Annotated in this window: 19 protein-coding genes and 2 pseudogenes; 8 read left to right on the top strand and 13 right to left on the bottom strand. The window is 68.2% G+C overall.

What is annotated here, in order from left to right; translation table 11 throughout:
* The first annotated feature begins 579 nt into the window (after positions 1–579).
* Positions 580–1,605, top strand: a complete 1,026-nt coding sequence (locus tag ACZ4WS_RS31730) for an alcohol dehydrogenase (protein WP_467985936.1) — start codon at positions 580–582, stop codon at positions 1,603–1,605.
* A gap of 57 nt (positions 1,606–1,662) precedes the next feature.
* Complete coding sequence (locus ACZ4WS_RS31725) at positions 1,663–1,860, top strand: hypothetical protein (RefSeq protein WP_467985935.1); 198 nt, start codon at positions 1,663–1,665, stop codon at positions 1,858–1,860.
* 57 nt (positions 1,861–1,917) lie between these two features.
* On the opposite strand, the pseudogene ACZ4WS_RS31720 reads toward ACZ4WS_RS31725, so the two are convergent.
* The 4 genes and pseudogenes from ACZ4WS_RS31720 to ACZ4WS_RS31705 form a co-directional block, all read right to left on the bottom strand.
* Positions 1,918–2,427, bottom strand: a pseudogene (locus tag ACZ4WS_RS31720) (tyrosine-type recombinase/integrase); the annotation flags it as partial.
* Positions 2,412–2,786 (bottom strand): hypothetical protein, encoded by a 375-nt coding sequence (locus ACZ4WS_RS31715; protein ID WP_467985932.1) that lies wholly within the window; start codon positions 2,784–2,786, stop codon positions 2,412–2,414. The gene ACZ4WS_RS31715 and the pseudogene ACZ4WS_RS31720, both read right to left, overlap by 16 nt.
* Before the next feature lie 407 nt (positions 2,787–3,193).
* On the bottom strand, positions 3,194–3,559 hold the full coding sequence (locus ACZ4WS_RS31710) for a hypothetical protein (protein WP_467985931.1): 366 nt from the start codon (positions 3,557–3,559) through the stop codon (positions 3,194–3,196).
* 58 nt (positions 3,560–3,617) lie between these two features.
* Positions 3,618–4,604 carry a hypothetical protein gene (locus ACZ4WS_RS31705; protein WP_467985929.1) on the bottom strand — a complete coding sequence of 329 codons (987 nt, stop codon included), beginning with the start codon at positions 4,602–4,604 and terminating at the stop codon, positions 3,618–3,620.
* Positions 4,605–5,167: 563 nt separating this feature from the next.
* Between ACZ4WS_RS31705 and ACZ4WS_RS31700 the strand changes: the two genes are divergently transcribed.
* The 3 genes from ACZ4WS_RS31700 (at position 5,168) to ACZ4WS_RS31690 (ending at position 9,781) form a co-directional block, all read left to right on the top strand.
* Entirely contained in the window at positions 5,168–8,284 is a 3,117-nt protein-coding gene (locus ACZ4WS_RS31700) for an FG-GAP repeat domain-containing protein (protein WP_467985928.1), read from the top strand.
* Between the two features lie 409 nt (positions 8,285–8,693).
* Entirely contained in the window at positions 8,694–9,275 is a 582-nt protein-coding gene (locus tag ACZ4WS_RS31695) for a hypothetical protein (RefSeq protein ID WP_467985926.1), read from the top strand.
* A 245-nt stretch (positions 9,276–9,520) separates the two neighbouring features.
* Positions 9,521–9,781, top strand: a complete 261-nt coding sequence (locus ACZ4WS_RS31690) for a DUF7660 family protein (RefSeq protein WP_467985924.1) — start codon at positions 9,521–9,523, stop codon at positions 9,779–9,781.
* A gap of 129 nt (positions 9,782–9,910) precedes the next feature.
* On the opposite strand, the gene ACZ4WS_RS31685 is transcribed toward ACZ4WS_RS31690, so the two are convergent.
* From ACZ4WS_RS31685 to ACZ4WS_RS31675, 3 genes and pseudogenes are all read right to left on the bottom strand, one after another.
* Complete coding sequence (locus ACZ4WS_RS31685; protein WP_467985922.1) at positions 9,911–10,078, bottom strand: DUF6959 family protein; 168 nt, start codon at positions 10,076–10,078, stop codon at positions 9,911–9,913.
* A gap of 403 nt (positions 10,079–10,481) precedes the next feature.
* Positions 10,482–10,577 (bottom strand): annotated as a pseudogene (locus ACZ4WS_RS31680) (ATP-binding protein); the annotation flags it as partial.
* A gap of 8 nt (positions 10,578–10,585) precedes the next feature.
* Positions 10,586–11,242, bottom strand: coding sequence for a maleylpyruvate isomerase N-terminal domain-containing protein (locus ACZ4WS_RS31675; protein ID WP_467985920.1), 657 nt, complete (start codon positions 11,240–11,242; stop codon positions 10,586–10,588).
* A gap of 770 nt (positions 11,243–12,012) precedes the next feature.
* Here ACZ4WS_RS31675 and ACZ4WS_RS31670 point away from each other — a divergent pair.
* Positions 12,013–14,478 (top strand): SpoIIE family protein phosphatase, encoded by a 2,466-nt coding sequence (locus ACZ4WS_RS31670; RefSeq protein WP_467985918.1) that lies wholly within the window; start codon positions 12,013–12,015, stop codon positions 14,476–14,478.
* Positions 14,479–14,907: 429 nt separating this feature from the next.
* Here ACZ4WS_RS31670 and ACZ4WS_RS31665 read toward each other — a convergent pair whose 3' ends face one another.
* On the bottom strand, positions 14,908–15,336 hold the full coding sequence (locus ACZ4WS_RS31665; RefSeq protein ID WP_467985917.1) for a Fur family transcriptional regulator: 429 nt from the start codon (positions 15,334–15,336) through the stop codon (positions 14,908–14,910).
* Between the two features lie 26 nt (positions 15,337–15,362).
* The gene (locus ACZ4WS_RS31660) at positions 15,363–15,929 is read right to left on the bottom strand and encodes an ATP-binding protein (RefSeq protein WP_467985915.1); all 567 of its coding nucleotides are present in this window, start codon (positions 15,927–15,929) and stop codon (positions 15,363–15,365) included.
* A gap of 682 nt (positions 15,930–16,611) precedes the next feature.
* On the opposite strand from ACZ4WS_RS31660, the gene ACZ4WS_RS31655 reads away from it, so the two are divergent.
* Positions 16,612–16,941, top strand: coding sequence for an antibiotic biosynthesis monooxygenase family protein (locus ACZ4WS_RS31655; protein WP_467985913.1), 330 nt, complete (start codon positions 16,612–16,614; stop codon positions 16,939–16,941).
* 166 nt (positions 16,942–17,107) lie between these two features.
* On the opposite strand, the gene ACZ4WS_RS31650 is transcribed toward ACZ4WS_RS31655, so the two are convergent.
* The 4 genes from ACZ4WS_RS31650 to ACZ4WS_RS31635 all read right to left on the bottom strand — a co-directional run bounded on the left by ACZ4WS_RS31650 (position 17,108) and on the right by ACZ4WS_RS31635 (position 22,058).
* Positions 17,108–19,150, bottom strand: coding sequence for a SpoIIE family protein phosphatase (locus ACZ4WS_RS31650; RefSeq protein WP_467986293.1), 2,043 nt, complete (start codon positions 19,148–19,150; stop codon positions 17,108–17,110).
* A 397-nt stretch (positions 19,151–19,547) separates the two neighbouring features.
* Positions 19,548–19,787, bottom strand: a complete 240-nt coding sequence (locus ACZ4WS_RS31645) for a hypothetical protein (protein ID WP_467985912.1) — start codon at positions 19,785–19,787, stop codon at positions 19,548–19,550.
* A gap of 171 nt (positions 19,788–19,958) precedes the next feature.
* Positions 19,959–21,368, bottom strand: coding sequence for an alpha/beta hydrolase family protein (locus ACZ4WS_RS31640; RefSeq protein ID WP_467985910.1), 1,410 nt, complete (start codon positions 21,366–21,368; stop codon positions 19,959–19,961).
* An 81-nt stretch (positions 21,369–21,449) separates the two neighbouring features.
* Positions 21,450–22,058, bottom strand: coding sequence for a TMEM175 family protein (locus ACZ4WS_RS31635; protein WP_467985908.1), 609 nt, complete (start codon positions 22,056–22,058; stop codon positions 21,450–21,452).
* A gap of 610 nt (positions 22,059–22,668) precedes the next feature.
* On the opposite strand from ACZ4WS_RS31635, the gene ACZ4WS_RS31630 reads away from it, so the two are divergent.
* On the top strand, positions 22,669–23,019 hold the full coding sequence (locus ACZ4WS_RS31630; protein WP_467985906.1) for a hypothetical protein: 351 nt from the start codon (positions 22,669–22,671) through the stop codon (positions 23,017–23,019).
* Positions 23,020–23,050 lie beyond the last annotated feature (31 nt).

Below are 23,050 nucleotides of genomic sequence, written 5' to 3'. Positions count from 1 at the left end.
CGCGCAGCCCTTCACGGCGCCGCGCGGCCTCGCGCACCGGCACCCGCCTCCAGAAACGGGGACGTCTCCCCGCCTCAGACGGCAGGAGTCAGGAGAGCCGTACCGCAGTCCGCGGCGGCTTCCCGAGCGCACCCACGGCCAACGGAAGGGGCAGAGAACACCCCAGGACGATTGACTGTTCACCTACACGTGGCTGGAGAGGGGACCGTGTCCCCAGGCCTCACGTGCCAGACGATATGCGCCAAGAGGTGCCGCCCTCCCCATACGGCATTTTCTGCTTGTCCGGTGTGCTACCGCCGGACTGTCAGTCCGCGCTTTGCCGTGAAATCCGTAGTGGACGCGCCACGAAGGCCACATGGCCGTAGTGCGCGGTGCAGTGCCGCGCTGACCCACAGCAGCAGGGGGACCATTCCGGACTGCTGGGCGTCGGCTGAGTCGGCCCTCCCACGCAGTACTCAAGGCCCTGACCGCCGACCCCACGGCACAAGCAACTCCTTCCGCTCGGCGCGCGCGATCGGCCCGGAGCTGGTCTGCTGGTTTTCGGGGCCGCCGTCCCCGTACCCGTTCCCGGAGAGACACATGAATTCCTATCGAGTCGCGCAGGTGGCCGCCGCGGGCGGGCCGTTCGAGATCACCGAGCGTGAGGTGCCGCAGCCGGGCCCAGGCCATGTACGGGTTGCCGTGGAGGCCTGCGGGATCTGCCACAGCGACGCCTTCTTCGTGAATGCCGGTCTGCCGGGCGTCCAGTTCCCGCTGGTTCCCGGGCATGAGATCGCCGGGCACATCGAGGAGCTCGGCGACGGCACGCAGGACAGAGGCTGGCAGGTGGGCGACCGGGTGGCGGTGGGCTGGTTCGGAGGCAGCTGCGGCTACTGCAAGCCCTGCAGGCAAGGCGACTTCATCGTGTGCGAGAACCTGAAGGTTCCCGGGTGGTCGTACGACGGGGGCTTCGGCGAGGCGATGATCGCGCCGGTCGACGCCTTGGCCCGGATTCCCGACGCGCTGGCGGCCAGCGATGCGGGGCCCATGGCCTGCGCGGGTGTGACCACGTACAACGGGCTGCGGCGCAGCTCTGCTCAGCCGGGCGATCTGGTCGCCGTACTCGGCATCGGCGGCCTGGGCCACCTGGGCGTGAAATACGCGGTCGCCATGGGCTTCGAAACCGTGGCGATCGCCCGGGGAACCGGCAAGGCCGACCTCGCCAAGCAGCTCGGCGCTCACCACTACATCGACAGCACGGCAAACACCCCCGTCGCAGAGGCCTTGCAGTCCCTCGGCGGTGCCAAAGTCGTCCTGGCCACCGCCGGCAGCTCCGACGCCATCACAGCGACCGTGGACGGGCTGTCGCACCGCGGCGAGCTGGTGGCCATCGGGGCGAGTCCCGACCCGCTGGGGATCAGCCCGGTCCAGCTGCTCATGAGCGGCAGGATCATCCGCGGCCACCCGTCCGGCACGGCACAGGACGTGCAGGACACCATGGCATTCAGCGCCCTGCACGGAATCCGCCCGATGACCGAGACCGTGCCGTTGAACCAGGCCGACGAGGCGTATCAAAAGATGCTCTCCGGCAGCGCCCGCTTCCGGATGGTGCTCACCACCAGCTGACGTACACGCCCCTCGTCGAACACTCGTTGGGCGCCTGGAGCGTGTCTCGTTGATCGGGTGGTCACGCACATTCCGCACAACTACGCCGGGCGGGCACGGAGCGGGGACGACCGACCGACGACGCCTTCGGCCGACAGACCCGCCGGACCGGCCGAGTACGGCGTCGAGAACGTCGACGACCCGGCAGGTGGGGTGGACCGTACGGGTGACGATGCCGTCGCGTTCCAGACCGCGCAGGGTTGCTCGACGTCGTGAAGGCCCTCGCCCACTGGACCGACCAGCACGTGGACGTGATCCGTGCCGCCCGCGCGGGACGGGCGGGATGGGGACTGGTCGGTCCGTGTCTGCCTCGCGGGCTTTCAGGCCCCGGCGGTCGTGCCTCTCCCCGGAGTCGGTCCACTGCTTGCCAGAGACGGGACGTGTCTCCCGCAACGTCAGCGTGCCCCACCCCGTCTCGGGTAGGTGGCAGCCCGACAGCCGCAATCCGACCGCCTCAGCGGGCCGGAGTCCCGCGTAGTAGAGCACCGCGTAGAACGCTACGAGACGCCGACCACGGTTGCGGTCCCATGACCCGACGTACGAGACGGCAGTGAGCAACTGGCGCACCTGTACGGCGTTCACGAGGACCCGCCGATCCACCGTGCCGTTAGAGCCCCCTCGCTTCCTACGGGCCCGTAGAAGCGGATTCTCCGGGAGCTCCCCGACGTCAACCGCGTGTTCAGGGGCGGTGTTCAAGGCGCGGCGCCGCCGCTTGTACGTCTCTCCTGCCGCCCGGGTGCCGTCCAGTCGGTAGTTGAGGCGATACATCACATCGCGGAAGACCGGTCCGTTGCACCCGGATAGTGGTGACGAAGTTCGCTGAGTACGCGCTCGTCGACAGCCCTGACGTCCCACAACGAGCTGTCTACTTCGGTCAGGACGACCATCACCCTGTCCTCGGCGGACCCACGTGCTTCGGCGTCGATCAGCTGGAGGAAGGGGGTCGTCAGCGACAACAGCGTCAACGTGTCCATGCCGGCGTCGGCAGACCGTCTCTCCATCTCGACACAGCGAGGATCGACGATCTCGTCGAACTCGACGCGCCACTTCAGGTCCAGGCCGAAGCTGCCGAGACGGACCAGTAGCTCAGCCAGGGTCACGTAGTGCTTTCCGTGCCAGGCAGGAAACGTGATCCCCTTCATCCCCGCCTCTGCTTCGGCTGTATCGCGTGACAAGCGACCCCCTTCGTTCAGCAGCAAACACTAGGCCACGGCGCCCTGACCAGCTCACACAACCCATCGGAGAGGCCCTAGGGGCATAGTGTTGCCTGACATCCAACGCTGACATCAACGACGGCGAATAACAGCAGCGTTAGACGGCCTTCATCAACCATCTCTTAGCGACATCGGGCCCAGCTTTCGCCCCCCGATCGAACTCCTAAAGCGGGTGTCGCAGGTTCGAATCGTGCCGGGAGCACCAGGCGAAGGCCCCGGACCGATCATGGTCCTGGGCCCGTGACATGTCATTTGAGCAAGCCGCCTCTCCGCCCTGCGCCGCCGCCGGACCAGCTCGCGTCCCGGCGGTGGTGTCATCTCCGAACGCGTCGCGGTCAGAGCTCCCATACTTGATCTGGGTCGTCCAGTGCCGCCCGGACCTGTGAGAGGTCTCCGATGTCCGCGAGCGGCGAACTCTTGGCGATGTCGACGATTCCACGCACGACGGTCTGCAGCACGTCGCCGTTGCCCTCGTCGAGTGCCCTGTCCAGCCGGGCGAACATCTCCTCATAGATGTTGCGTCGTTCCGCGAATGCCTGTGCGAAGTAGTCCTTGAGGACGGCTTCAGCAGCCCGGATCCGAGCGACCTCCGTGGCTTCGTAGGCCTCTACCCGGGCTCTCTTGGTGCTCTCAACCTCGTGGATGTGGATGCACTCACGGGCGGCTTCGACAATCTGGTTCAGCGCAGCGAAGCCGTCCATCGCCCAAACTGAACCCTTAGCCGCGTTGACGACCCTTCCTACATGCACCTTGGGTTGGTCAGGCATCTTGAGTCTCCTCAGTCAATGGTCTGTACCTGATGGTGAGGTTCGCGCTGCGCTCGTCCAACTTGCCTTCGGCGTCGACAATCGGAGTCGCCGCTACGTCGCGGACCGCCATGACCAGTGTCATGGCCCGCTGGAAGCGCGCGGCGTGCCTCGGCGGATCGAACGGCTCGGACTCCAGGCGCTCCAGCGCCTCAAGCGCTCGGAAGGTGAGGTCCGTGAGAAGCTCGCGCAGCTCCGCGGCGCGAGCGTCGACGCCCTTCAAGTGAGCGTCCGTCTCGTCAAGCTCAGCGATTGCCACGGCGATCTCCGCCTCGAACTCCCTCGCCCGGGTCATCGCCTTCGCGCCTCGGCCCTTGACGACCAATCCACCGACGAGCAGCGCGGGACCGATGGTGACAAAGTTGAGCGCCGTAGCTCCCAGGGCCATCCCGCCGCCACCCGATACAAGCGACCCACCGCCTAGGAAGGCGAGGGTCGCACTCTCAGCCGCGGCGCCCGTCAACCCCGAGATCGCCGCTCCGGTGCTCGCGACTCCGAAGCTGCTCGCCGCCGCCGTGATCCCAGCGCCCGCGCCCGCGCCCGCCGCCGCGGATCCGAGAGCCCCGCCGATCCATGTCACGGCGTCGACATCGAGGCCGCGAAGCCCGGGCATCTTAGTCATGGTGACGTCGATGCCCTCGACCAGCAGCCGCTCGCTCTCGCGCACCTGTCGCTCGTGGCGACGCAGGAAGTCGCCCATGCGTACGACGACTTCGACGAGCGCCTGCCTCTGCTGCTCCCCCAGTGCATCGAGGACAGTGTTCGTCGCTGCCAGTGCGTCCTCGGCCTGGGCTAGGCGTCGCTCGTAGTCCTTACCCGCCTCCTTGAGCCGGTCCTTCGAACGCTTGAGGTCGTGGGCGCCTTTGCCGCCGAGGGCGACCCCGCTACCGCCGGTCGCCACACCGACACCGATAAGAATGATTGGTATGAAGAATGGCACGATCCCCCCTTGGATGCCCCATGACCCTGCGCGAACCAGCAGGTTCAACCGTCACATTGTGCCCTTGGTCAACGATGGCAGAAAGGCGCCCCGATGCGTGACGCCTTATTGTCGATCGATCGTTCATTGACCGATGGCATCGATGGTCACGGCGCTCGACAGCCCCGGACGGAAGCTCCTCTGTGCGCTGAATGCAGCCTTCACGAAGCACCTGGTTCGTGCCAGATCTAGCGGGGAACCACGGGGAACACCAGGGAACAAGGTGCTGGCTCGCTGAGGCCCAGTGCTTCTCCGTCCCAGTGCAGCCCGCAAACCGCCCGCAAGGAACCCGAGCTTCCCAAGCTGAGCGCGCGAGTTCGATTCTCGTCACCCGCGCCAGAGAGAAACCCCAGGTCGGTGACCTGGGGTTTGTTGTTGTAAGCGTGATCAATCCGCTGCCTGCCTGCACCGGGTGGCCTGCCCGTCCCCTCTCACCTGCGAGAGCATCCCCGCCTTTACCAACCCTTGGTAAGATCCGGCCACTTGTGCGAGGGCACGGACCCTCGTAGGGGAGGGAACATCACGTGGGCAGACACGCCCTGAGACGGGGCGGGCTGACCGCCGCCGTCTCCTCGCTCGCGGTTGCTGTCGTGGCCGCGTCCGTCGTCGTCCTGTCGGAGGGCGGCGGCTCCGCGGAGGCGGCCGAGGCCGAGACCACCGCGATCACACTGGTCGACCCCAGCTCCACCACACCACGCACCGACCGCCCGTACGTCGCGGGCGACACCGGCTTCCTGCACCGGCAGACCGGCAGGACCGGACTGTTGTGGACCGACTACGCGACCGGCAGGACCGTCACCGTCGAGAACGCCGACGGTGTCTACACCCCGGGCACCGGCTGCACGTACATCGGCTCCGAGTGCCGTAACGCCTGGTACGGCTCGGACAGCGACCTGGTCGCTCTGCCGACCACGGCCAACGACGCGTACGCCACCCTGTGGGATCCGGCGACGGCCACCTCCAAGAAGGTGAGCTGGAACGGCTCCATCCAATACGGCCAGGGCTACTACCGGGCACTCGCGGGCGACACGATCGTCACCACCCACTCCCTGATCGACAAGGCCGACGGCGAGTGGCGCACCCGCAGGGTCACCGGTGACGAGACGGGCGTGGGGAGCGAGGACGTCCTCGCGGCGGACTCCGCCGGTGTGCTCTGGTCGGTCGACACCGGCACAATCGGTTACATCGACGTCGCCTCGGCCGTGAACACCTACGCGTTCACCGACGCCACCTACGCCTCCCACTATGTGATGAGCGAGAACCGCATCGGCTGGTACCAGGCCGGCACCGCCGAGCTGCACCTGAAGTCCCGCACCGACCTCACCGCCGACGAGCAGGTCGTCACGCTGCCCACCAATCCGGGCACGCTCGACGGCGACCCGGTCCTGGTCGGCGACTGGCTGCTGCTGCCGCTGTCCTCCAGCTCGCTCGGCTCCCAGCTGCTCGCGGTCAACGTCAACGATCCCTCGGTGCAGCAGACCCTGCTGGCGAGCGCCGGCGCGTACACGCTGGCGGCGGGTGACGGCAGTGCGCTGGTCACCGGCGGCACCGACGCCACCGACTGGTGGGTGCGGCGGGTGAGCCAGGCCGAGGACGGCACGCTGAAGCCGGCGAAGGTCCAGCAGGCCCCGGCCGTGGAGAACGCCAAGACGGGCATCGCGCTCAGCCGCGGCAGTCTGCGTGTCGCCGAGGACGACCCGAAGGCCACCGCGGACACCACGTCCGTGCGCACCCTCACCACCGAGGGCTCCGCCACGCTGACGGCGTCCGAGGCCACGGCGAGCGGCTCGATCTACGCCGCCCTCTGCCCGTACGAGGGCATTACGTGCTCGGCGCTGTGGGGGAACCTCGACGCCCGGGACGTCTACCTCGACGCGAACGGCGGCACCGACGAGGGCGAGGGCCTCGGCGATGACCGGCTGGTGGAAATCGGCGGCCACGATCTGGACTTCGGCAGCCAGGGCGGCCGAATCGTCGACGTCTCCGACGACTACGCCGTCTTCAACTCCGGCGGCACCACCCCGGCGCAGTACGTCGGTGAGTTCGGCCAGGGCCAGAAGCTGAAGCGGTCCGTGCGCGCCGCCGCCCTGAACGGCTCCACCCTGTGGAGCGCCACCACCGGCGGCAAGCTGACCTCGTACAGCATCCCGCAGGAGACGACGCTCACCACGGTGACCGTCCCGGGCCTGGCCTGCGTGCCGAGCGAACTCCAGGCGGCGGGACGCTGGGTGTACTGGGCCTGCGGGACGGACTCGGCGGGCGTGTACGACACCAAGGCCGGTACGTCGACGGCGGTCACCCCCGGCGACGTGCTTCTCGGCGACGGCTTCACCGTCCGCCACGACCATGGCGCGGGCACGCTCGTCCTCACCGAGGCGGCCACCGGCACCACGCGCACGATCGCCTCCGACCTGGCCGACAAGGGCCTGACCGTGGACCGCCGTTACCGCTGGACGGTCGACGAGTACACCGGCCTGGTCGCCTGGTTCGACGACTACGAGCGCACCCACGTCACCACCACGGGCATCGCCCCGTCCGCCGTGACGGCCTTCGAGACGTCGGTCGGCGACTACGTGGCCCCGGGGGTGTCCTTCCAGGGCACCTGGGTGCTGTCCCGCCCGGTCACCTCCTGGTCGCTCACCTTCACCTCGGTCCAGAGCGGCGCGAACGGCAAGGCCACCCGCACTCTCACCGGCGGCGCGACCCCGGACCGGGTGACGGCGACCTGGAACGGCAAGACGGCGAGCGGGAGTTATTTCCCCAACGGCCACTTCACCTGGACCCTGAAGGCAACCGGCCTCGGCACCGCCACGCCGAACACGGTGACCAGCGGCAAGGGCTACCTGCAGCGCGGAGCCGCGGTGCGCCGCGACTTCGTCAGCCCCGAGGGCCCGGACGGCCGCGGCGACCTGCTCACGCTGAACTCCTCGGGCGGGCTGACCTTCCACAGCGGCACGGGGACGGGCAAGTTCGGCGACAAGTACACGAGCACCGGCTGGCCCACGACCGTCATGGCGATCCCCTTCGGCGACCTCAGCGGCGACCGCTGCAACGACGTCCTCGTCCGCTACAGCAGCGGCGCGCTGCGACTGTACAAGCCGGGCTGCGGGGCGGCGGTCAAGCCGTCGACGACGTACACGACCCTCGCGACCAGCGGCTGGACGCAGTACAACGCGCTCACCTCGCCCGGCGACGTGAGCGGTGACGGACGCCCGGACCTGATCGCGAGGAACTCGTCCACCGGAGCGGTCTACCTCTACAAGGGGACGAGCGACGGCAAGCTCGCCTCCCGCGTCAAGCTCTACGACAACTGGAAGGGCTACAAGAAGATCGTCGGCACCGGTGACATCACCGGCGACGGCAAGGCCGACCTCCTGGCCCAGGACACGTCCAACAACCTCTACCGCTACAACGGCAAGGGCGACGGCACGTTCGCGGCCCGCGTCAAGGTGCTGTCGAACTGGGGCGGCTCGTACAACGCGGTCGTCGGGGTCGGCGACATCACGGACGACGGCAGGCCGGACCTGGTCTCCCGCGACACCAGTGGCAAGGTGTGGCGCAACAGTGGGGACGGAAAGGGCTCGTTCGGTGCGCGGGCGCAGATCGCGAGCGGCTGGAGCGGCTACAAGTTCCTTTCGTAGGGGGTGGTTTTGGTCCTCCAAGGGCGCCCGGGTACTTGATGTCACCGGGCGCCTTTGCGCTTCCCGAGTCATGCCGGCGCACAGTTGATGCTCCTCGGGCGTTGGGGCTTACGGGCAGATGGGGCGCGTCGTTGATCTTCGGGTGGATCACCTCGACCAGCACGGCGGCTGACGCGAAGCGGCCCCCTCCACGCCTCCGAACCGAGCGCGTGCCCATAGCGTGCCCATAAGAACGGTCAACCTCGGTCAACAGCAGTGCGGGCGTGCCTACCAGGGCCCCATATCACGGTGCATAAGGCCAGGTCAGCAGGTATTCGTATGCCCAGGCGCCGTCGCTTCCCGAGCTGATGTCTCGACAGAGCCGGACGGTCTTCACCCGCAGTCGTTCGGATGCCCTACCGTTTCGACCATGACCCGGATCAGTCCCGAGACACCGTTGACCTCGAAAGACGCCAGGGCGCTGCTCGCCATGCTCCCTGCCGGGAACGAGGTCGAGCGGGGCATGAGCGAACGGGAGCTCAATCGGGTCGAGGAGCGGTGGGAGTTCCGGTTCGCTCCAGAGCACCGGATGCTTCTGAGCGAAGGACTGCCCACGGGGAGTCGGAGCTGGCCCGACTGGCGCAACAGTTCTCCGGAAGTCCTGGCGGAGCGCCTGGCCCGGCCGGTGGACGGCTTGCTGTTCGACGTGGAGCACAACACGTTCTGGCACCCGGAGTGGGAACCACGGCCGGCGAACACTCAGGATGCCTTGGACATAGCCCGCGCCCAGTTGGCCAAGGCCCCTGTGATGGTGCCGATCTTCTCGCACCGGTACCTGGCGGCAGATCCGAGCCGAACCGGTATGCCTGTGCTGTCGATGTACCAGACGGACATCATTTACTACGGCACTGATCTGGTCGACTACTTCCACCACGAGTTCGGCCGCCCCGCGCCGACGCCCGAAGACCACCGGTACCCCACAATTCCGTTTTGGTCCTACTTCCTGGACTGACGACCGCCAGCACGGCGGAACCAGTGTCCGCAGAGGTCAGACGGCGCACTGCTCTTCAACCGCGCAGGAACGCCCCCCGTGCCACATCCAGGGGGCAGCAGCGGTCAACAAGGGTAACCGGCAGGCATGTTCGTGCCCCCTGTCTTGTGCAATGAAGCCGCAGGCCAACGACAGGATGCCCCCGCCTCTCTCCTGAAGCGGTTATCCCTCGATGGGGAAGCGGGGGCGCGGGCTAGGGTGTCGCCATGCTGCAGCTACCGCCCAGCCCGGAAGACGAAGTCATGAGCAGGGAAGCCCTGGTGGCCTTCATCGCTCACCTCCGCGACGACTTCGTTGAGCGAGGCGAGCAGTGGGAGAACGCCACCCTGGACCGCTTCCTGGATGCGCTGGCCGGCTGGATCGACGACTCCCCAGGCTGGTACAGGAACTTTCACCAGGAGATGCCCCGCAATGGCGACTGGACGTTCTTCGCCCGCGCGTTGGGCGCCGCAGTCGTCTACGAGTAACCCAAGCAGCGCGCCACAACTGCACCAGACCGGCGCCGGCTCCGCACCACAACCGCACCAGAACTAGCGGGGAAATGACGGTGAAAGCAGCCGAGCCCGCAAGGGCCACGACTCAGCCGTTCGGCCGGGTCAGCCCCACAGCCAGGCCTGGATCACCGCAACTTCCCAAGCCGAGGTCCCTGAGCGCTCAGTACGGCCGCGGAATCTCGTGTGCTTCCGGCGCAGCGGAGTACCGGGCAGGCGCACCACAGCGTCGTTCCCGCCATCCGTGAACAGCTCCGCCTCGACACGCTCCATGGGGCCATCCAACCTGACATCACCAACTGACATCAACGACGGCGGACATCAGCAGCGTTGGACGATCGGAGATGCCACACACAGCCACGCAGTCGTCAACTGGTCATTCACGGAGTCGATCAATGACGGGATTGAGCCGACGTCGGTCCGCGGCCGGAGCCGTCGTCATCGAGTTCTTCTTCGGGGTGTTCGGCGCCGACACCGTCGGCCGACGCGGAGCGCGACGTCGCTGCCTACGCCGACGTGGAGCGCGACGTCGTTGAAAAAGCGGTCTCTTGCAAGACGTCAGACTGACGGCATAACCCCGACGGGTGTAGCTCTTCCTGAGGGATGATGTTGAGGGTCCGTCATGGCAGCACGCGCGCATGGACTTCGAGCTCGTCCCGCCCATCGGTATCGGGAAACCGACGTGCTCGGCGTCGAAGATCCGCGCGTCGGGAAGCCGGGTGACCAGTTCCCGCGCCGCCGTCGTCCTGCCCGCGCCGAAGGTTCCGTTCAGCTAGACGATCATCCGAGGACGAGCGGGAGTTTCACGGCCAGCTCGCCCAGTTCGGCCTTCTCCGCGTCGGTCGGGGCACGCCGTCCGGTGCCGACCAGCAGCGCGTCCTTGTCGGAGAACGACGCGGGGAACGCGGCCTGGGCGATTTTCTCCAGCATCTCGCGGGACCGGGCGAGCCCCTCCGCGGGCGGTTCCGCCGCGTCCGGGAGGTGCGCGACCAGGTCGAGGTGGTGCAGCGTCCACTCCAGGACGTACGCGGAGAGGTAGTCGCCCGCGGTGAGGACCTCGTCGCGGGTGCCCACCCGGAGGCCCGGGTCGGCGAGTTCGGCGGCGCGGCCGGCGGCGGAGCCGACGTCGTCGAAGTGGAACTTGAGCAGCCGAGGCTCCTCATACGCGGCGGCCAGCCGGACGATCAGCGCGTCGAGCGGGTCGTCGCCGGTCGGCGGCGTTTCGGCGACGTCCCAGTAGGTCACCGCGTCGCGGGTCGGTTCCGTTTCGGCTGGAGTCACGAGGGTGATCAGGACGTCCTGAGCGTCGATGACCAGATGGCACACCAGGTCCCGCACGAGCCAGCCGGTACAGCCGGACAGCTGCGCGAAGTCCGCGTCCGGGAGCTCGGCGACCGCCGTGCGCAACGCCGTCCAAGAACGTGAGAAGAGATCCACATCGGCAAGGTAGTGCGGTGCCGCAATGACGGACAAGCGCATGTGGACGGTCGGCTCGGTACCCAGACGGTCGGCTCGCGTACCCAGACAGTCTGCTCGTGTCAGAGGCGGCGGAGCAGGAGGAGGGCGAGGAGGCGTTCGGTGGGGTTCGCGAAGGAGAGGCCGGAGACCTCGGCGCCACCGGGCGCGGTAGCGGACGGTGTTGGTCCCTCTGCTCCGCGGGCGTAGTGCCGGTCGGCCGCCGGGCGACTGGGCGACTGGGCGACTAGGCGACTAGGCGACTAGGCGACTAGGCGACTGGGCGACTGGGCGACTGGGCGACTGGGCGACTGGGCGAGGTATACGGTGCCCCCTGCCGTCGGCCCCGAGCGGTCCCAGCAGCCGGGAGGGCCCGATCTGCTCCGGGTCGCCTTCGATGAGCTCCTGCATCCCTCCCCCATCGGCCATCCCTCGCCATCAGCATCGGCCGGACCGTTCATCGGCTGGTGATCGAACACGGCGCCCGCCTCGGCATCGACACCCACGCCGTCCAACGCCGCTGCGCGGGCACACACACGTTGAGGTTCACTGCCCGGCGCTGGAGGGGCCGGAGCTGGAGGGGTCGAAAAGGACCGTCGGCCGGCTCTGCAGGGTTGCCGTCTCGCCGGCGGGGCGGGCGCCCGGGGCATCCGGCGGGACAGCACCTCGGGGAGGCACGGTGCCCGCGCAAGGGCGTGCACTGGCGTGAGACTCTGGTCCTATGAGCCAGGCCCCTCGAGGGGATCCACACCATGGCGACACAGGGCACGGCGTACGAATACCTCGCTGAGCCGTTCGACATCACCCATGCGGCTGTGGTCGGCATCGACGCGCACGGTCTGATCGAGCGATGGAGCAAGGGCGCACAGGTGCTGCTCGGCTACCGGGCGCGTGAGATTTTGGGCCTGCCTGCCGTCTCGCTGCTGACCGGCGGAGCAGACCTCGCGTCCGCCGTGTCCGAGCCACGCCGTGCGGGCAACGGCTGGGAAGGCCTGATCGCTGTCAGGCATCGCGCCGGCCACCGCGTGGAGCTGGCACTGCGAGCCTGCCCAGTCCAGGACAGTGCTGGGCGCCGAAGCTGGCTTGCCGTGGTCACCGAGGTGAGCGCGTCCCACAGGTGGGAAGTGGACCAGGCGGTACTGCACGGCCTGCTCGACCAGTCGCCCATAGGGATAGCCGTGGTGGACACCGAGCTGCGGTACCTGCTGGTCAACCACGTGCTGGAACGCATGGACAGCGTGCCCGTCCAGCTGCGCGTCGGCCGCAGAGTCGGGCAAGCCGTGCCCGGGGAAGCCGAATCCACCCTCGAGTGGCAGGCCAGGCAGGCGCTGGGCAGCGGGCAGACGCTACTGACGTTCCAGCATGCCGTTCCTGAACCGGACGAGCCCTACCGACAGGACCGTGAGCGCGTCAGGCTCTGCGCGTCCTTCCGGCTGCAGGACCGCACAGGCCGCGTCCTGGGCGTGTGCCACACCGCGGTGGACGTCACCGACCACGACCGGGCCCGCCAGCGACTCGCCCTGGTGAACGAGGCGAGCAGCCGCATCGGGACCACCCTGGACCTGGACCGCACCGTGCACGAGCTGGCGGAGATCGTGGTGCCCCAGGTTGCCGACTTCGTCGCGGTCGATCTGTTGGACTCGGTTTTGGCGGTCGGCGAACTCACGCCCGTCGCGGTGGACGGCGAGACGGTGCTGCGCCGCGCAGCGCACCTCTCGATCCAGGAAGATCACCCCGAGGTCGTGGTCGCGGCCGGTGACCCCACCCGCTACCCGCCGACCTCCCCGCAGAGCCGGTGTCTGAACACCGGTCGCTCGATCCGCGATCCGGTCGTCGACGAGTCGACGTCGTGGCTGGTGCAGGACCCGCTGCGCAAGGCAAAACTGAAACTCCTGGGCGTGCACTCCCACCTGGTCGTCCCCCTTCAGGCCCGAGGCATGACCATGGGCGTGGCCACGTTGCTGCGCTGGAAGCACCCAGACCCCTTCGACGACGACGACCAGCTTCTCGTCGAGGAACTGGCAGCCCGCGCGGCCGTCTGCATCGAGAACGCCAGACGCTTCACCCGCGAACACAACACCGCACTCGCCCTCCAGCACAGCCTGCTCCCCCACGGCCTGCCCGAGCAGAGCGCGGTCGAGGCGGCCTACCGCTATCTTCCCGCCGACACCGAAGCCGGGGTCGGCGGAGACTGGTTCGACGTCATCCCGCTGTCCGGCGCACGGGTCGCCCTGGTCGTCGGGGACGTCGTCGGACACGGCATCCAGGCCGCGGCCACCATGGGCCGACTGCGCACCGCGGTGCAGACACTCGCCGACCTCGACCTGCCTCCCGACGAGCTCCTGGCCCGCCTCGACGACCTGGTGATCCGACTCGCAGACGAAGACGATGCCGCCGCGGACGGCGCCTGGGTGATCGGCGGGACCTGCGTCTATGCCGTCTACGACCCCATCTCACGCAAACTCGCCGTGGCACGGGCCGGACATCCCAGCCCGGCCATAGCGCACCTGCGTGAACCAGTGGAATTCCCCGACATACCTGCCGGCCCACCCCTCGGACTGGGCGGCCTGCCATTCGAGTCCGCCGAGATCGACGTCGAGGAAGGAAGCGTGATCGCCTTCTACACCGACGGCCTCATCGAAGCCTCCGACCGTGACGTGGACGTCGGCTTCGAACGGCTCTGCTTCGCACTGGCCCACCCCGACCGTCCGCTTGACGAAATCTGCGACACCATGGTCCGGATGCTGCTGCCCGAGCATCCGCGCGACGACGTCGCCTTCCTTGTCGCCCGAACCCGCGCACTCAGCGCCGACAACGTCGCCTCCTGGGACATACCCGCCGTCCCCTCAGCCGTCCACACCATCCGGCAGATGACCAACCGGCAACTGACCGCCTGGAACCTCGACGACGTCGCGTTCACCACCGAACTCATCGTCAGCGAACTCGTCACCAACGCGATCAGGCACGCCTCCCAGCCCATCAGCCTCCGCCTGATCCGCGAACGCACCCTCATCTGCGAAGTATCCGACAGCAGCAACACCTCGCCACACCTACGCCGCCCCCTCAGCACCGACGAAGGCGGACGCGGACTCTTCCTCGTCGCCCAGGTCGCCCAACGATGGGGAACCCGCTACACCCCCCAAGGCAAAACCATCTGGGCAGAACAACCACTACCCTCCGGAAAAGCCCACCCCGCATCCGCACACAACAGCACGTAACAGCACGACATGGCCCGAGAACCATGCCCATCCCACCCCGAGCCCCCGCGGGCGTATCCGAAAGATCACGCAAGTCGGCGGGAGCTCGCTACGGGCCCCCGGCCCTTGAACCGGACGCACATCCAGCGGCCTTCCGGTTCGGCGGCCGGGATTTCTTTGTTGCCCATGTCCGTCCGGTGTCCCCCCTGCCGGCGAGGGCGGGCTGCCGGGCGAGGTGACCCGGCCGTGTCGGAATGGGCGCCCGGAAACCGGGATGAGCGGCCACCCGGGCGACACGGAACGCGATGCGGGCGGCCGGGGATCGGGCAACAGCCGCAACAACACCTTCGTCCAGCACCCTGCTGCCCGATGCTGCAGCGGCGGTCGCGCCACGGGAGCGCATGAACAGTCCGATCCGAAGACCGGGATGCGGGCGGAAGCCGCGCACTGTCAGGACGCCTGAGACGCCGCCCGGCAGCCGGGGCACAAGCCCCAGAAGGTCACGGCGGCCTCCTGGGTGAGATACCCCTCCGGCAACTGCGGCTCCATGCACGGAGCCGCACCCACTGTGCACTCGACATCACGGATGTCGCCGCAATGGCGGCAGACGAAATGGTGATGATTGTCGTGACGCTCGGTCTCATAGCGGGCCGGATGACCGGCAATCTGCGTACACCGCACCAGACCGGCATCCGTGAGCGCGCGCAGGACGTTGTAGGTCGCCTGCAAGGACAGGTGCCCTGTCACCTGCTGAGCCCGCTCTCGCACAGTGTCGGCATCGAGATGGTCCAGCGACTCGGACACCGCTACCAGCACCGCCATGCGCTGGGCCGTCACCCGTATGCCGGTCTCACGCAACCGTGTCGCCGCCTGTGCCATGGGCTCAGCGCCGGTCGTCGCGGGCATCATGCCGCCTCGCTCTTCCTGTCGCCCGCCAGGGCCTCCAGCCCATCCAGGCCGTGCTGCCCCTCCCCCGGCGGGTCCATTTGCTCCAGGCCAGAGGGGTCGGCGTCGACGGGCAGTTCGAACCACACGTGCTTTCCGACCGGCCCGTGCTCATGGCCCCACCGTGCGGCCAGCATGTCCACGAGCGCCAGTCCCCGGCCCCCCTCATCCTCCAGGCCGGCTTCCGTCAGGCGAGGAGGATGCGAAGAGCCGTCACTGACCAGACAGCGCACATCCGACGCCCACTCCAGGGTCAGGCACAGCGGGCCTGCGGCATGCCGCAGCGCGTTGCCCACCAACTCACTCACCAGCAACTCGGCGGTCGCCACGAGCTCCCCCAGACCCCACCGGGGCAGTACGTCGCTTATCACCCTCCTTGCCACACCACACGCGGCCGGTGACCACGGCAGAAACCACGGCCCACCCACGAACGGCTCCACACACGTCCTGGCGGGGGGCACGGGCAGGTCAGGGCCAAGGGCAGCCGGTGCCCACCTGCGGGATTCTCCGGGGACTGTGCGTTCCATGACGGCCTTCGGGAGACGGATACGGTACAAACTCTCACTCCACCGTACGGCTTAACTGGAATCAGTCAAGACTAGAGAGAGGATCGCATTTCACGACTAAACCCAAATTGCCGAACAGATCACCAGCCCCCTGCGCGGACGACCGATTCCAGAAGCATGCGGAGCCGCACTCGGCCTGCTCGCCCGCGGCTATGCCGCACGCCGGTACGTCGAACGCGAAGCCCGTACAGGCGCATGCCCTACGACCACAACGAGGGTGCCTACCCCCTCAGGCAGTTGGTCGCGGAACAGCGCCGCGCGTACGGCGTCGGACAGCTGTCCGGCAAGGGCACCGAACGGCTCGAGGAACTCGGCATCACGCCAATACCCGCCCCCAAGGAGCCGGCCGCCCTACGGCAATACAAGAACCGCACCGGCACCCTCACCGTGCCACGAGGGCATGTAGCGACCCTGGAGGAAGCACGGCAGTGCGGCTGGGGGTGTTCCTGTCCAACACCAAAACCCGACGCGCACGACTCACCCAGCAGCAGCGCGCGCAGCTCGCCCAACTCGGACTCAACTGGGCAGGACAGGAACCGCGGGGGCGTCACGTGCCCGGTGCCGGTCCGGGCGGCGCCCCGCGGAACCGTGTCATGCACGAGCCGCTCCTCGTCTGCCGGCCGCCGTGCGGCAGGATGGGGCCATGAGCGTAGTCAAGATCAACGTACTGACCGTCCCGACCGAGCAGCGGGAGACGCTGGAGAAGCGCTTCGCCTCCCGTGCCCATGCCGTGGAGAGCTCCGACGGGTTCGAGTGGTTCGAACTCCTCCGCCCCGTCGAAGGCACCGACAGCTATCTCGTCTACACGCGGTGGCGGGACGAGGAGTCCTTCCAAGCCTGGATGGAGGGCCCCATGAAAGCGGCCCACCAGGGCGGTGACGCGGAGAGCGGCGAGCGTCCCAAGCCCGCGGCGAGCGGGTCCACGCTGTGGTCCTTCGAGGTCGTGCAGCAGGCGGCGCCGACAAGCGCGTAGACAGGACGTCGCGGGCAACTTGTTGGAGTCGTCGTCGGGAGATGCCCCGAGGACCGGATGGATCGGCCCCCCGTCACGGCGGTACCCGACCGGTTCGAGCGGGGTGGGGGGCCAAGGGCGCGTCATACGTGAACCATCCAGGTCTCCAGCGCCCCCGCGCCGTTGATCAAAGGAGCGACGAGCTGGGCTGAGGATCTTCAGAGCCGGGCGTGAAGGTCTCGATGCGGGCGATGAGCAGTGCGACGTCATCAGAGTCGTCGGGCCGCCGGAGTTCGTGAAGGAGCCGGTCGCAGGTTTCCTCCAGAGAGCGGTCGGGCCTGTCGAGCAGGTGGAGGAGGGTTTCCAGACGTTCGTCGATGGGATGGTGACGGCTTTCGACCAGGCCGTCGGTGTACAGGACCAGCTGGTCGCCAGGACCGAGGTCGAAGGTGATGGTCTCGAAGGCGACGCCGCCCACTCCCAACGGAGTGCCAGTGGGCAGATCGAGCAGTTCGGGCCGCTTGCCGCTGCGTACGAGGACAGGAGGCAGGTGGCCGGCGTTGGCGAGGTGGCATTCCGCGCGGCGTGGATCGTAGGCGGCGTAGAGGCAGGTAGCGATGTAGTGCTCCAGCCCTGAGGTGATCTTGTCGAGGTGCTGGAGGACCTGGGCGGGGTCGAGGTCGAGGTCGGCGAAGGCACTGGTGGCGGAGCGCAGGCGGCCCATGGCGGCGGCGGCGGCGATCCCGCTCCCCATGACGTCGCCCACGACGAGTGCGGTCTTGTCGCCGTCGAGCGGCAGGACGTCGAACCAGTCGCCGCCGACCTCATACGTGGCCTGCGCCGGCCGGTACCGGGAGGCGATCTGCAGACCGGGAAGGCGCGACGGGGGGCTGGGGAGCAAGCTGCGCTGCAAGGTCTCGGCGGCGCTGCGCACGCGCTGGTGCGTGCGAGCGTTGTCGATGCACACGGCGGCGCGGGAGGCCAGCTCACCGGCCAGGGCCAGGTCGTCCTCGTCGAAGGGCACCGGGTTGCGGGCCCGCGTGAGCCCCAGGAAGCCGAGGATGTGACCGCGCGCGATGAGCGGCACCGACATGTAGGAGTGCACGCCGGCGCGGGCCAGCAGGGTGGCGGCGCGGTCGTCGCGGGCGATGCGCGCCAGGTCGTTGTCGTCCGCGTGGGAGATCAGGCGTGACCGGCCGGTGCGTACGGTCTGGGTGGCCAGGCGGTCGGCAGCGTAGGAAGCGATATCGCCGGGTGAGTCGGCGGCCTCGACGGCTTCGGTCGGGTAGGCGGACTTCACCGCGAGGGCGCGAAAGAGCGCAGGCCCGTCTGTGGGGGGTGGGCGGTTCTCATCCAGGACAGAGTCGAGCATGTCAACGGCGACCACGTCGGCGAGTTCGGGAACGGTGACCTCGGCCAGCTCCCGGGCGGTCTGCTCCACCTCCAGGGTCGTTCCGATGCGGGCGGAGCCGTCGGCGATCAGGGCCAGGCGCCGCCGGGCCGTGGCGGCCTCCATGGCCGCCTGATACCGGTCGGTGACATCCACGACCAGGTCGGCCACCCCGAGAACGCGCCCCCGTGGGTCCTCCAACCGGTACAGAGAGATCGACCAGGCGTGCTGGTCCGGGTCGCCGGGGCTGTGGCCGACGATGGTGGACTGGTCAACCATGGGAATCCCAGTCTTGAGGACCTGCCGCATCCCGGCCTCGGGCACCTCGAACTTCGCGGAGGTCATGATCTCGCGGTAGTGCCGGCCAAGATGATCTTTCGCGAGTATGCCGTGCATTCGCTCCAGGGCAGGGTTGACAGCCACGTAGCGCAGTTCGGTGTCGAGGATCGCCAGCCCGATGGGGGACTGGGAGACCAGCCGGGTGGACAGCGCGACATCCCGCTCCAGCTCACGCAATGTCGGCTCGTCGGTGGCGAGCCCGAGCGCATAGAAGTCGCCGCGGTCGTCCAGCAGCCGCATGTTGCGGAACTCCACCAGGCGAGTGCTGCCGTCCTTGTGCCGGATGGGGAACGCTCCGGCCCAGCCCTCACCGGTCCCCATGACCTGGGCGAACAGCTTGATCATCAGTTCCCAGTACTGTTCGTGGACGAGCAGCGGCGCCGCGTACTGCCCGAGCGCCTCTTCGGCGGTGTAGCCGTAGAGCTCCTCGGCCTGCGGGCTCCACAGAACGATCCGCCCATCGGCGTCCAGCAGCACCGCCGCGACACCGAGGAGGTCCATCAGCCCGCTCGGCTGCGACGGCCTCTCCACGGGCTGACCGACGTCAGCCGAACTCCCATCGGCTGCGCTCACGCGGGCACTCCTTCCACCGGCCGGACCACCTGGGCTGCCGCCCGGCTATGGTCCGTGGCCCGTCCACTGATCTGTGGGCGGCACCTGATCTGCTGAGTGCTTCGGCTTCCATGGTCCCCCTGGATTGGCCAACCGCACACCCGTCCGTAGGTGGCACGTCGGACGATGGCCGTCCGGCCTGCGCCTTTCTCAACATGATCACTCGTCGTGAGCAATGGCTGGTATCAGCGGCACACCCGGCACGTCGCGGTCTTGCTTGGGGAGTCCGACGTATTCACGCACGGCGGCGCTATCACCTGTCGCGTCGGCGAGATGGGCCGCCGCATCAGGACACGGCCCTGGACGCGATTCGGCAGCGGTGGAGTCGCCGCAGCGGGTGATCTGTCGGCGGCGGCCTTGGGTTGGTGAGGTCGTCGTTTGTGTGCGCCGCGTTGGTCATGGTCGGCTCGGCGGGCGTCAGGCCGTTGCGGAAGTTCAGGGCGTCGGCGGCCGATTCATTTGTTTGATAACCCCGTACGCCGCCAACGGCGATGATTGCGGATATGGCGTTGCCGACGGCGTTCACGAAGTTGTTCGGTATGCAGCACCCGATCGCGTTGGCGCCGATGGGCGGGTCGGCCGGTGGGGTGCTGGCGGCGACCGTCTCTCGCGGCGGCGGGCTCGGATCGCTAGGCGCTGGGAACGGGGACCGGGGCTGATCACGGTCGGCGCGGTCGAGCTGGCGCTGGAGCGGCGGTCAGCGCCCCGGCAGCGTCTCCTGCAGCCAGTCGAAGACGACGTCGCAGTGCTGCTGCGGGGCCATCGGGGAGCAGTGCAGCTGCGCGCCGGTGGCCGCGGTGAGCTTCACGTAGTCCTTGGGGGACGTCAGCTTGTCGAACATCTGGCGCGGCTGTCCGGGATAGAACTGCTCGTACTCGTAGTCAAGGACCAGGGTGGGCATCGCGATGCGGCCCACGACGCTCGTGATGGTCAGTGACTCGATGCGTTTGGCGGGGGTGTAGAAGTCGGTGAAGACCTTGCCCTCGCGGGCGGCGAGCATCGCCTCGATGGAGAAGGGCTCGAAGCGCTTCTTCATCGTCGCGGCATCGGCCGCAGGTAGCTCGGGGACGACCTCTTTGTTCCAGATTTTGTTGGTCTCCACCTTGCTCGGGGTGAGGATCTCCCGGAGTTCCGGCGGGAAGCCCAGCCAGGGTTCCAGGCATCCGGGCATCGCCACCAGGGCGGCGATCCGCTTCTCGAAGGCCGCGGCCCGGGGGGCCAGGTCGCCCGCCATGCTCAGCCCGGTCAGGGCGATCCTGTCGGCGTCCACGTCGGAACGGGCGACCAGCCAGTCGACGAGCGGCGTGACCACCGTCTCCCAACGCGGTGTGAAGACCACGCGGTCCACGAAGAGCAACTGCCCCTGGCCCGGCCCGTCGTACACGAGGGCGTTCCAGTCACGCTCCAGGGCGGCCGAGACGCCATAGGCCCACATGTCGACGTTCTGTCCATCGCTGCCGTTCGTGAGGATCACGGTGGGGCGCTGCTTGCCGGAGTCGTCCGGGCGGAAGAACCACACGGGCAGCGGGGTCTTCCCGTACGGGACATTCGCCGTCACCGGCGCTGGGTCGCACAGCTCACAGAACTTGTCCCAGGCGCCGCGCCCTGCCCTGTACAACTGCTCCTCGCTGTCGGGGTCGTTGGAGCCGAGGACGAAGAACAGAGCCTGGGCGTAGTACTGCGCCGCCCGCAGCGCGCGAAGGCGCCTGGTCTGCCGGTCGGGCTTGCTGCCCTCGGGCGCACCCATCAGCTGGTCGCCGAGCTTTTTGAAGGTCTCGACGTACGTCTGCGCGGAGAGGCCGGCCTTGTTGATCGTGTTCACGGCGGTGAGCACCTCGCCCACCTCGCTGCCGCCGAACCCGGCCCCGCCGAGGGCCCAGAGGCCGCTGAAGTTGAACGCCGGGTCCTGGAAGAGCGTCATCACCCCGGGCGTGGCGTCGTCCGCCGACCCGGCTGCCGACGCCGTGGGCCTGGGTGCGGTCCCTTGTGCGGAGGTTCCGTTCGAGGAGGTGCAACCGGCAGCCAGCGCGACCGCGGTCCCACCGGCGAGCCCGGCGAGCGCGGTGCGCCGGCTCAGGTGGGATGCGTCCTGCGATTCGTGCGTCATGCCAGCTGACCATAGGGGCCGCGCCGCCCGCACCTTCCTGCACGACACAGGTCGTTCCCCCGAGCAGCCTGGAACATCCGGTCAGCGACCCCGTGCCGCGATCCGGGCGGCCACCATGGAAAGAGGCACGGTGGCGGCCCAGCTGTAGATCGCAGCGGTGGGCGAGACTCGCGCGATCCCCACCGAGAGCAGAAACACGACGGCCTGAGCAGGGAGCGGGACGCGGCGCCAGTGTGCGCCGGCCGAGCGGCTGGTGCGCAGGTCCATCGCATACAGCACCAGTGCGGCCGTACCGATGACGGCCCCGTACAGACCGGGACCGAGGAACTGGTCGCCGTAGGCCTCCAGGACCTGGGTGGGAAAAGGAATCAACGACACCAATACCAGGAATGTCACGTTGAGCCAGAACAGGTACGAGTCGATCGGCCCCGCGTTCCGCAGCGCCGCGTGGTGGGCCCGCCAGAACAGCGTGATCACCACCGCACTCAGCAGGAAGGCGCCCGCCTGGGACTGAACCTCATCCAGCGCCCGGCGCAGCTCCGCCCCGCGAAGCCCCTCGGGCAGCTTGATGTCCAGCACGAGCAACGTCATGGCGATGGCCACCACGCCGTCGGTGAGAGCGAGCATCCTGTCCTTCGACACAAGATCCACCTCGGGTGGGACGAATGGCCGCCTCTCGCTTTCGTTCATGGCATCTGTCGTAGCACCCGCCCATCGCAGGCGGCGCCAACCAGGCACGTGTCGTCCACTCCTCGCCCGTCGTACACCACCTGAAAACCGCTGTCGGCCGCGCCCACGCGCTCATGCTCCCCACGATCCTCACTTCCTTGAAGCCCAAAGCAACTGGGGAACATGAGCAGGGGTGGGGATTTTCGGTTCGTATCGGGGCTCTCCCCGGAGTTCCGTGAATCCCCAGGTCAGCGAGTGAATGCAGGTGCGTTCCTTCCGGGAAGTTCTCGATCACGGGGGGGGCGGGTCCTGACCCGCGTCCTTCTGACGATCAGCGATGCCCGTCACCCCAACCGACGGCGAGGCTCATGGCCGAGGTATCCACGGGAGATCCGGTGACGCCGGTCGTTCGTATGCCCCTGCGATTTCCGGTCGGCCGGGCACTTGAGGACTACGTCCAACGGCCGCAGCTGGGCTCGCCGTAGTTCCTGCGGCGGACCCCCGGGCTCGTCACCGCAGGTGACGACCCCGATCACCCCCGCTGCCTAGCGTGTCGCACGTGATCGGGATCGTCCGGCGGCTGCCTGGCATTCCGGTCGCCTCCTCCTTCACGCCGACCCGGAGATTTGTCATGCCCAAAACAGTCCTCGGGGCGGTCGGTCCGTCAGCCCTCACCCTTCTTCTCGGCCTGTGGGGGATCACGCGCGAGAACAGCATGTGGCGCGACGAGGCGGCGACCTGGCAGGTGGCTCATAGGACCGTCCCCGAGATCTGGCGCCTGCTGGACCGGGTCGATGTCGTCCACGGCCTCTACTACCTGTTCATGCACGGCGTTTTCGCCGTCTTCGGAGACAGCCTCCTCGCCCTGCGACTGCCCTCCGTCCTGGCCATGGCCGGCGCCGCCGCCCTGATCACCCTCCTAGTAGGGCTTGGTCAGGTCGGTTGTGGTGGTGCGTGTCCTGGGGGTCCGGTGTGGCGTTGAGAGTGTGTGACTCCGGACGAGATTGCTGTGG

It is taken from the genome of Streptomyces sp. NPDC029292 (assembly GCF_055569295.1).
This window is presented reverse-complemented; position numbering and strand designations above follow the sequence as displayed.

Excerpts from the sequence above, each read along its gene's own strand:
- ACZ4WS_RS31730 (WP_467985936.1), top strand. The coding sequence starts at position 580 with ATGAATTCCTATCGAGTCGCGCAGGTGGCCGCCGCGGGCGGGCCGTTC.
- ACZ4WS_RS31715 (WP_467985932.1), bottom strand. The coding sequence starts at position 2,786 with ATGAAGGGGATCACGTTTCCTGCCTGGCACGGAAAGCACTACGTGACC.
- ACZ4WS_RS31710 (WP_467985931.1), bottom strand. The coding sequence starts at position 3,559 with ATGGACGGCTTCGCTGCGCTGAACCAGATTGTCGAAGCCGCCCGTGAG.
- ACZ4WS_RS31695 (WP_467985926.1), top strand. The coding sequence starts at position 8,694 with ATGACCCGGATCAGTCCCGAGACACCGTTGACCTCGAAAGACGCCAGG.
- ACZ4WS_RS31690 (WP_467985924.1), top strand. The coding sequence starts at position 9,521 with ATGCTGCAGCTACCGCCCAGCCCGGAAGACGAAGTCATGAGCAGGGAA.
- ACZ4WS_RS31685 (WP_467985922.1), bottom strand. The coding sequence starts at position 10,078 with ATGGAGCGTGTCGAGGCGGAGCTGTTCACGGATGGCGGGAACGACGCT.
- ACZ4WS_RS31670 (WP_467985918.1), top strand. The coding sequence starts at position 12,013 with ATGGCGACACAGGGCACGGCGTACGAATACCTCGCTGAGCCGTTCGAC.
- ACZ4WS_RS31665 (WP_467985917.1), bottom strand. The coding sequence starts at position 15,336 with ATGGCACAGGCGGCGACACGGTTGCGTGAGACCGGCATACGGGTGACG.
- ACZ4WS_RS31660 (WP_467985915.1), bottom strand. The coding sequence starts at position 15,929 with ATGGAACGCACAGTCCCCGGAGAATCCCGCAGGTGGGCACCGGCTGCC.
- ACZ4WS_RS31655 (WP_467985913.1), top strand. The coding sequence starts at position 16,612 with ATGAGCGTAGTCAAGATCAACGTACTGACCGTCCCGACCGAGCAGCGG.
- ACZ4WS_RS31650 (WP_467986293.1), bottom strand. The coding sequence starts at position 19,150 with ATGGACCTCCTCGGTGTCGCGGCGGTGCTGCTGGACGCCGATGGGCGG.
- ACZ4WS_RS31640 (WP_467985910.1), bottom strand. The coding sequence starts at position 21,368 with ATGACGCACGAATCGCAGGACGCATCCCACCTGAGCCGGCGCACCGCG.
- ACZ4WS_RS31635 (WP_467985908.1), bottom strand. The coding sequence starts at position 22,058 with ATGAACGAAAGCGAGAGGCGGCCATTCGTCCCACCCGAGGTGGATCTT.
- ACZ4WS_RS31630 (WP_467985906.1), top strand. The coding sequence starts at position 22,669 with ATGCCCAAAACAGTCCTCGGGGCGGTCGGTCCGTCAGCCCTCACCCTT.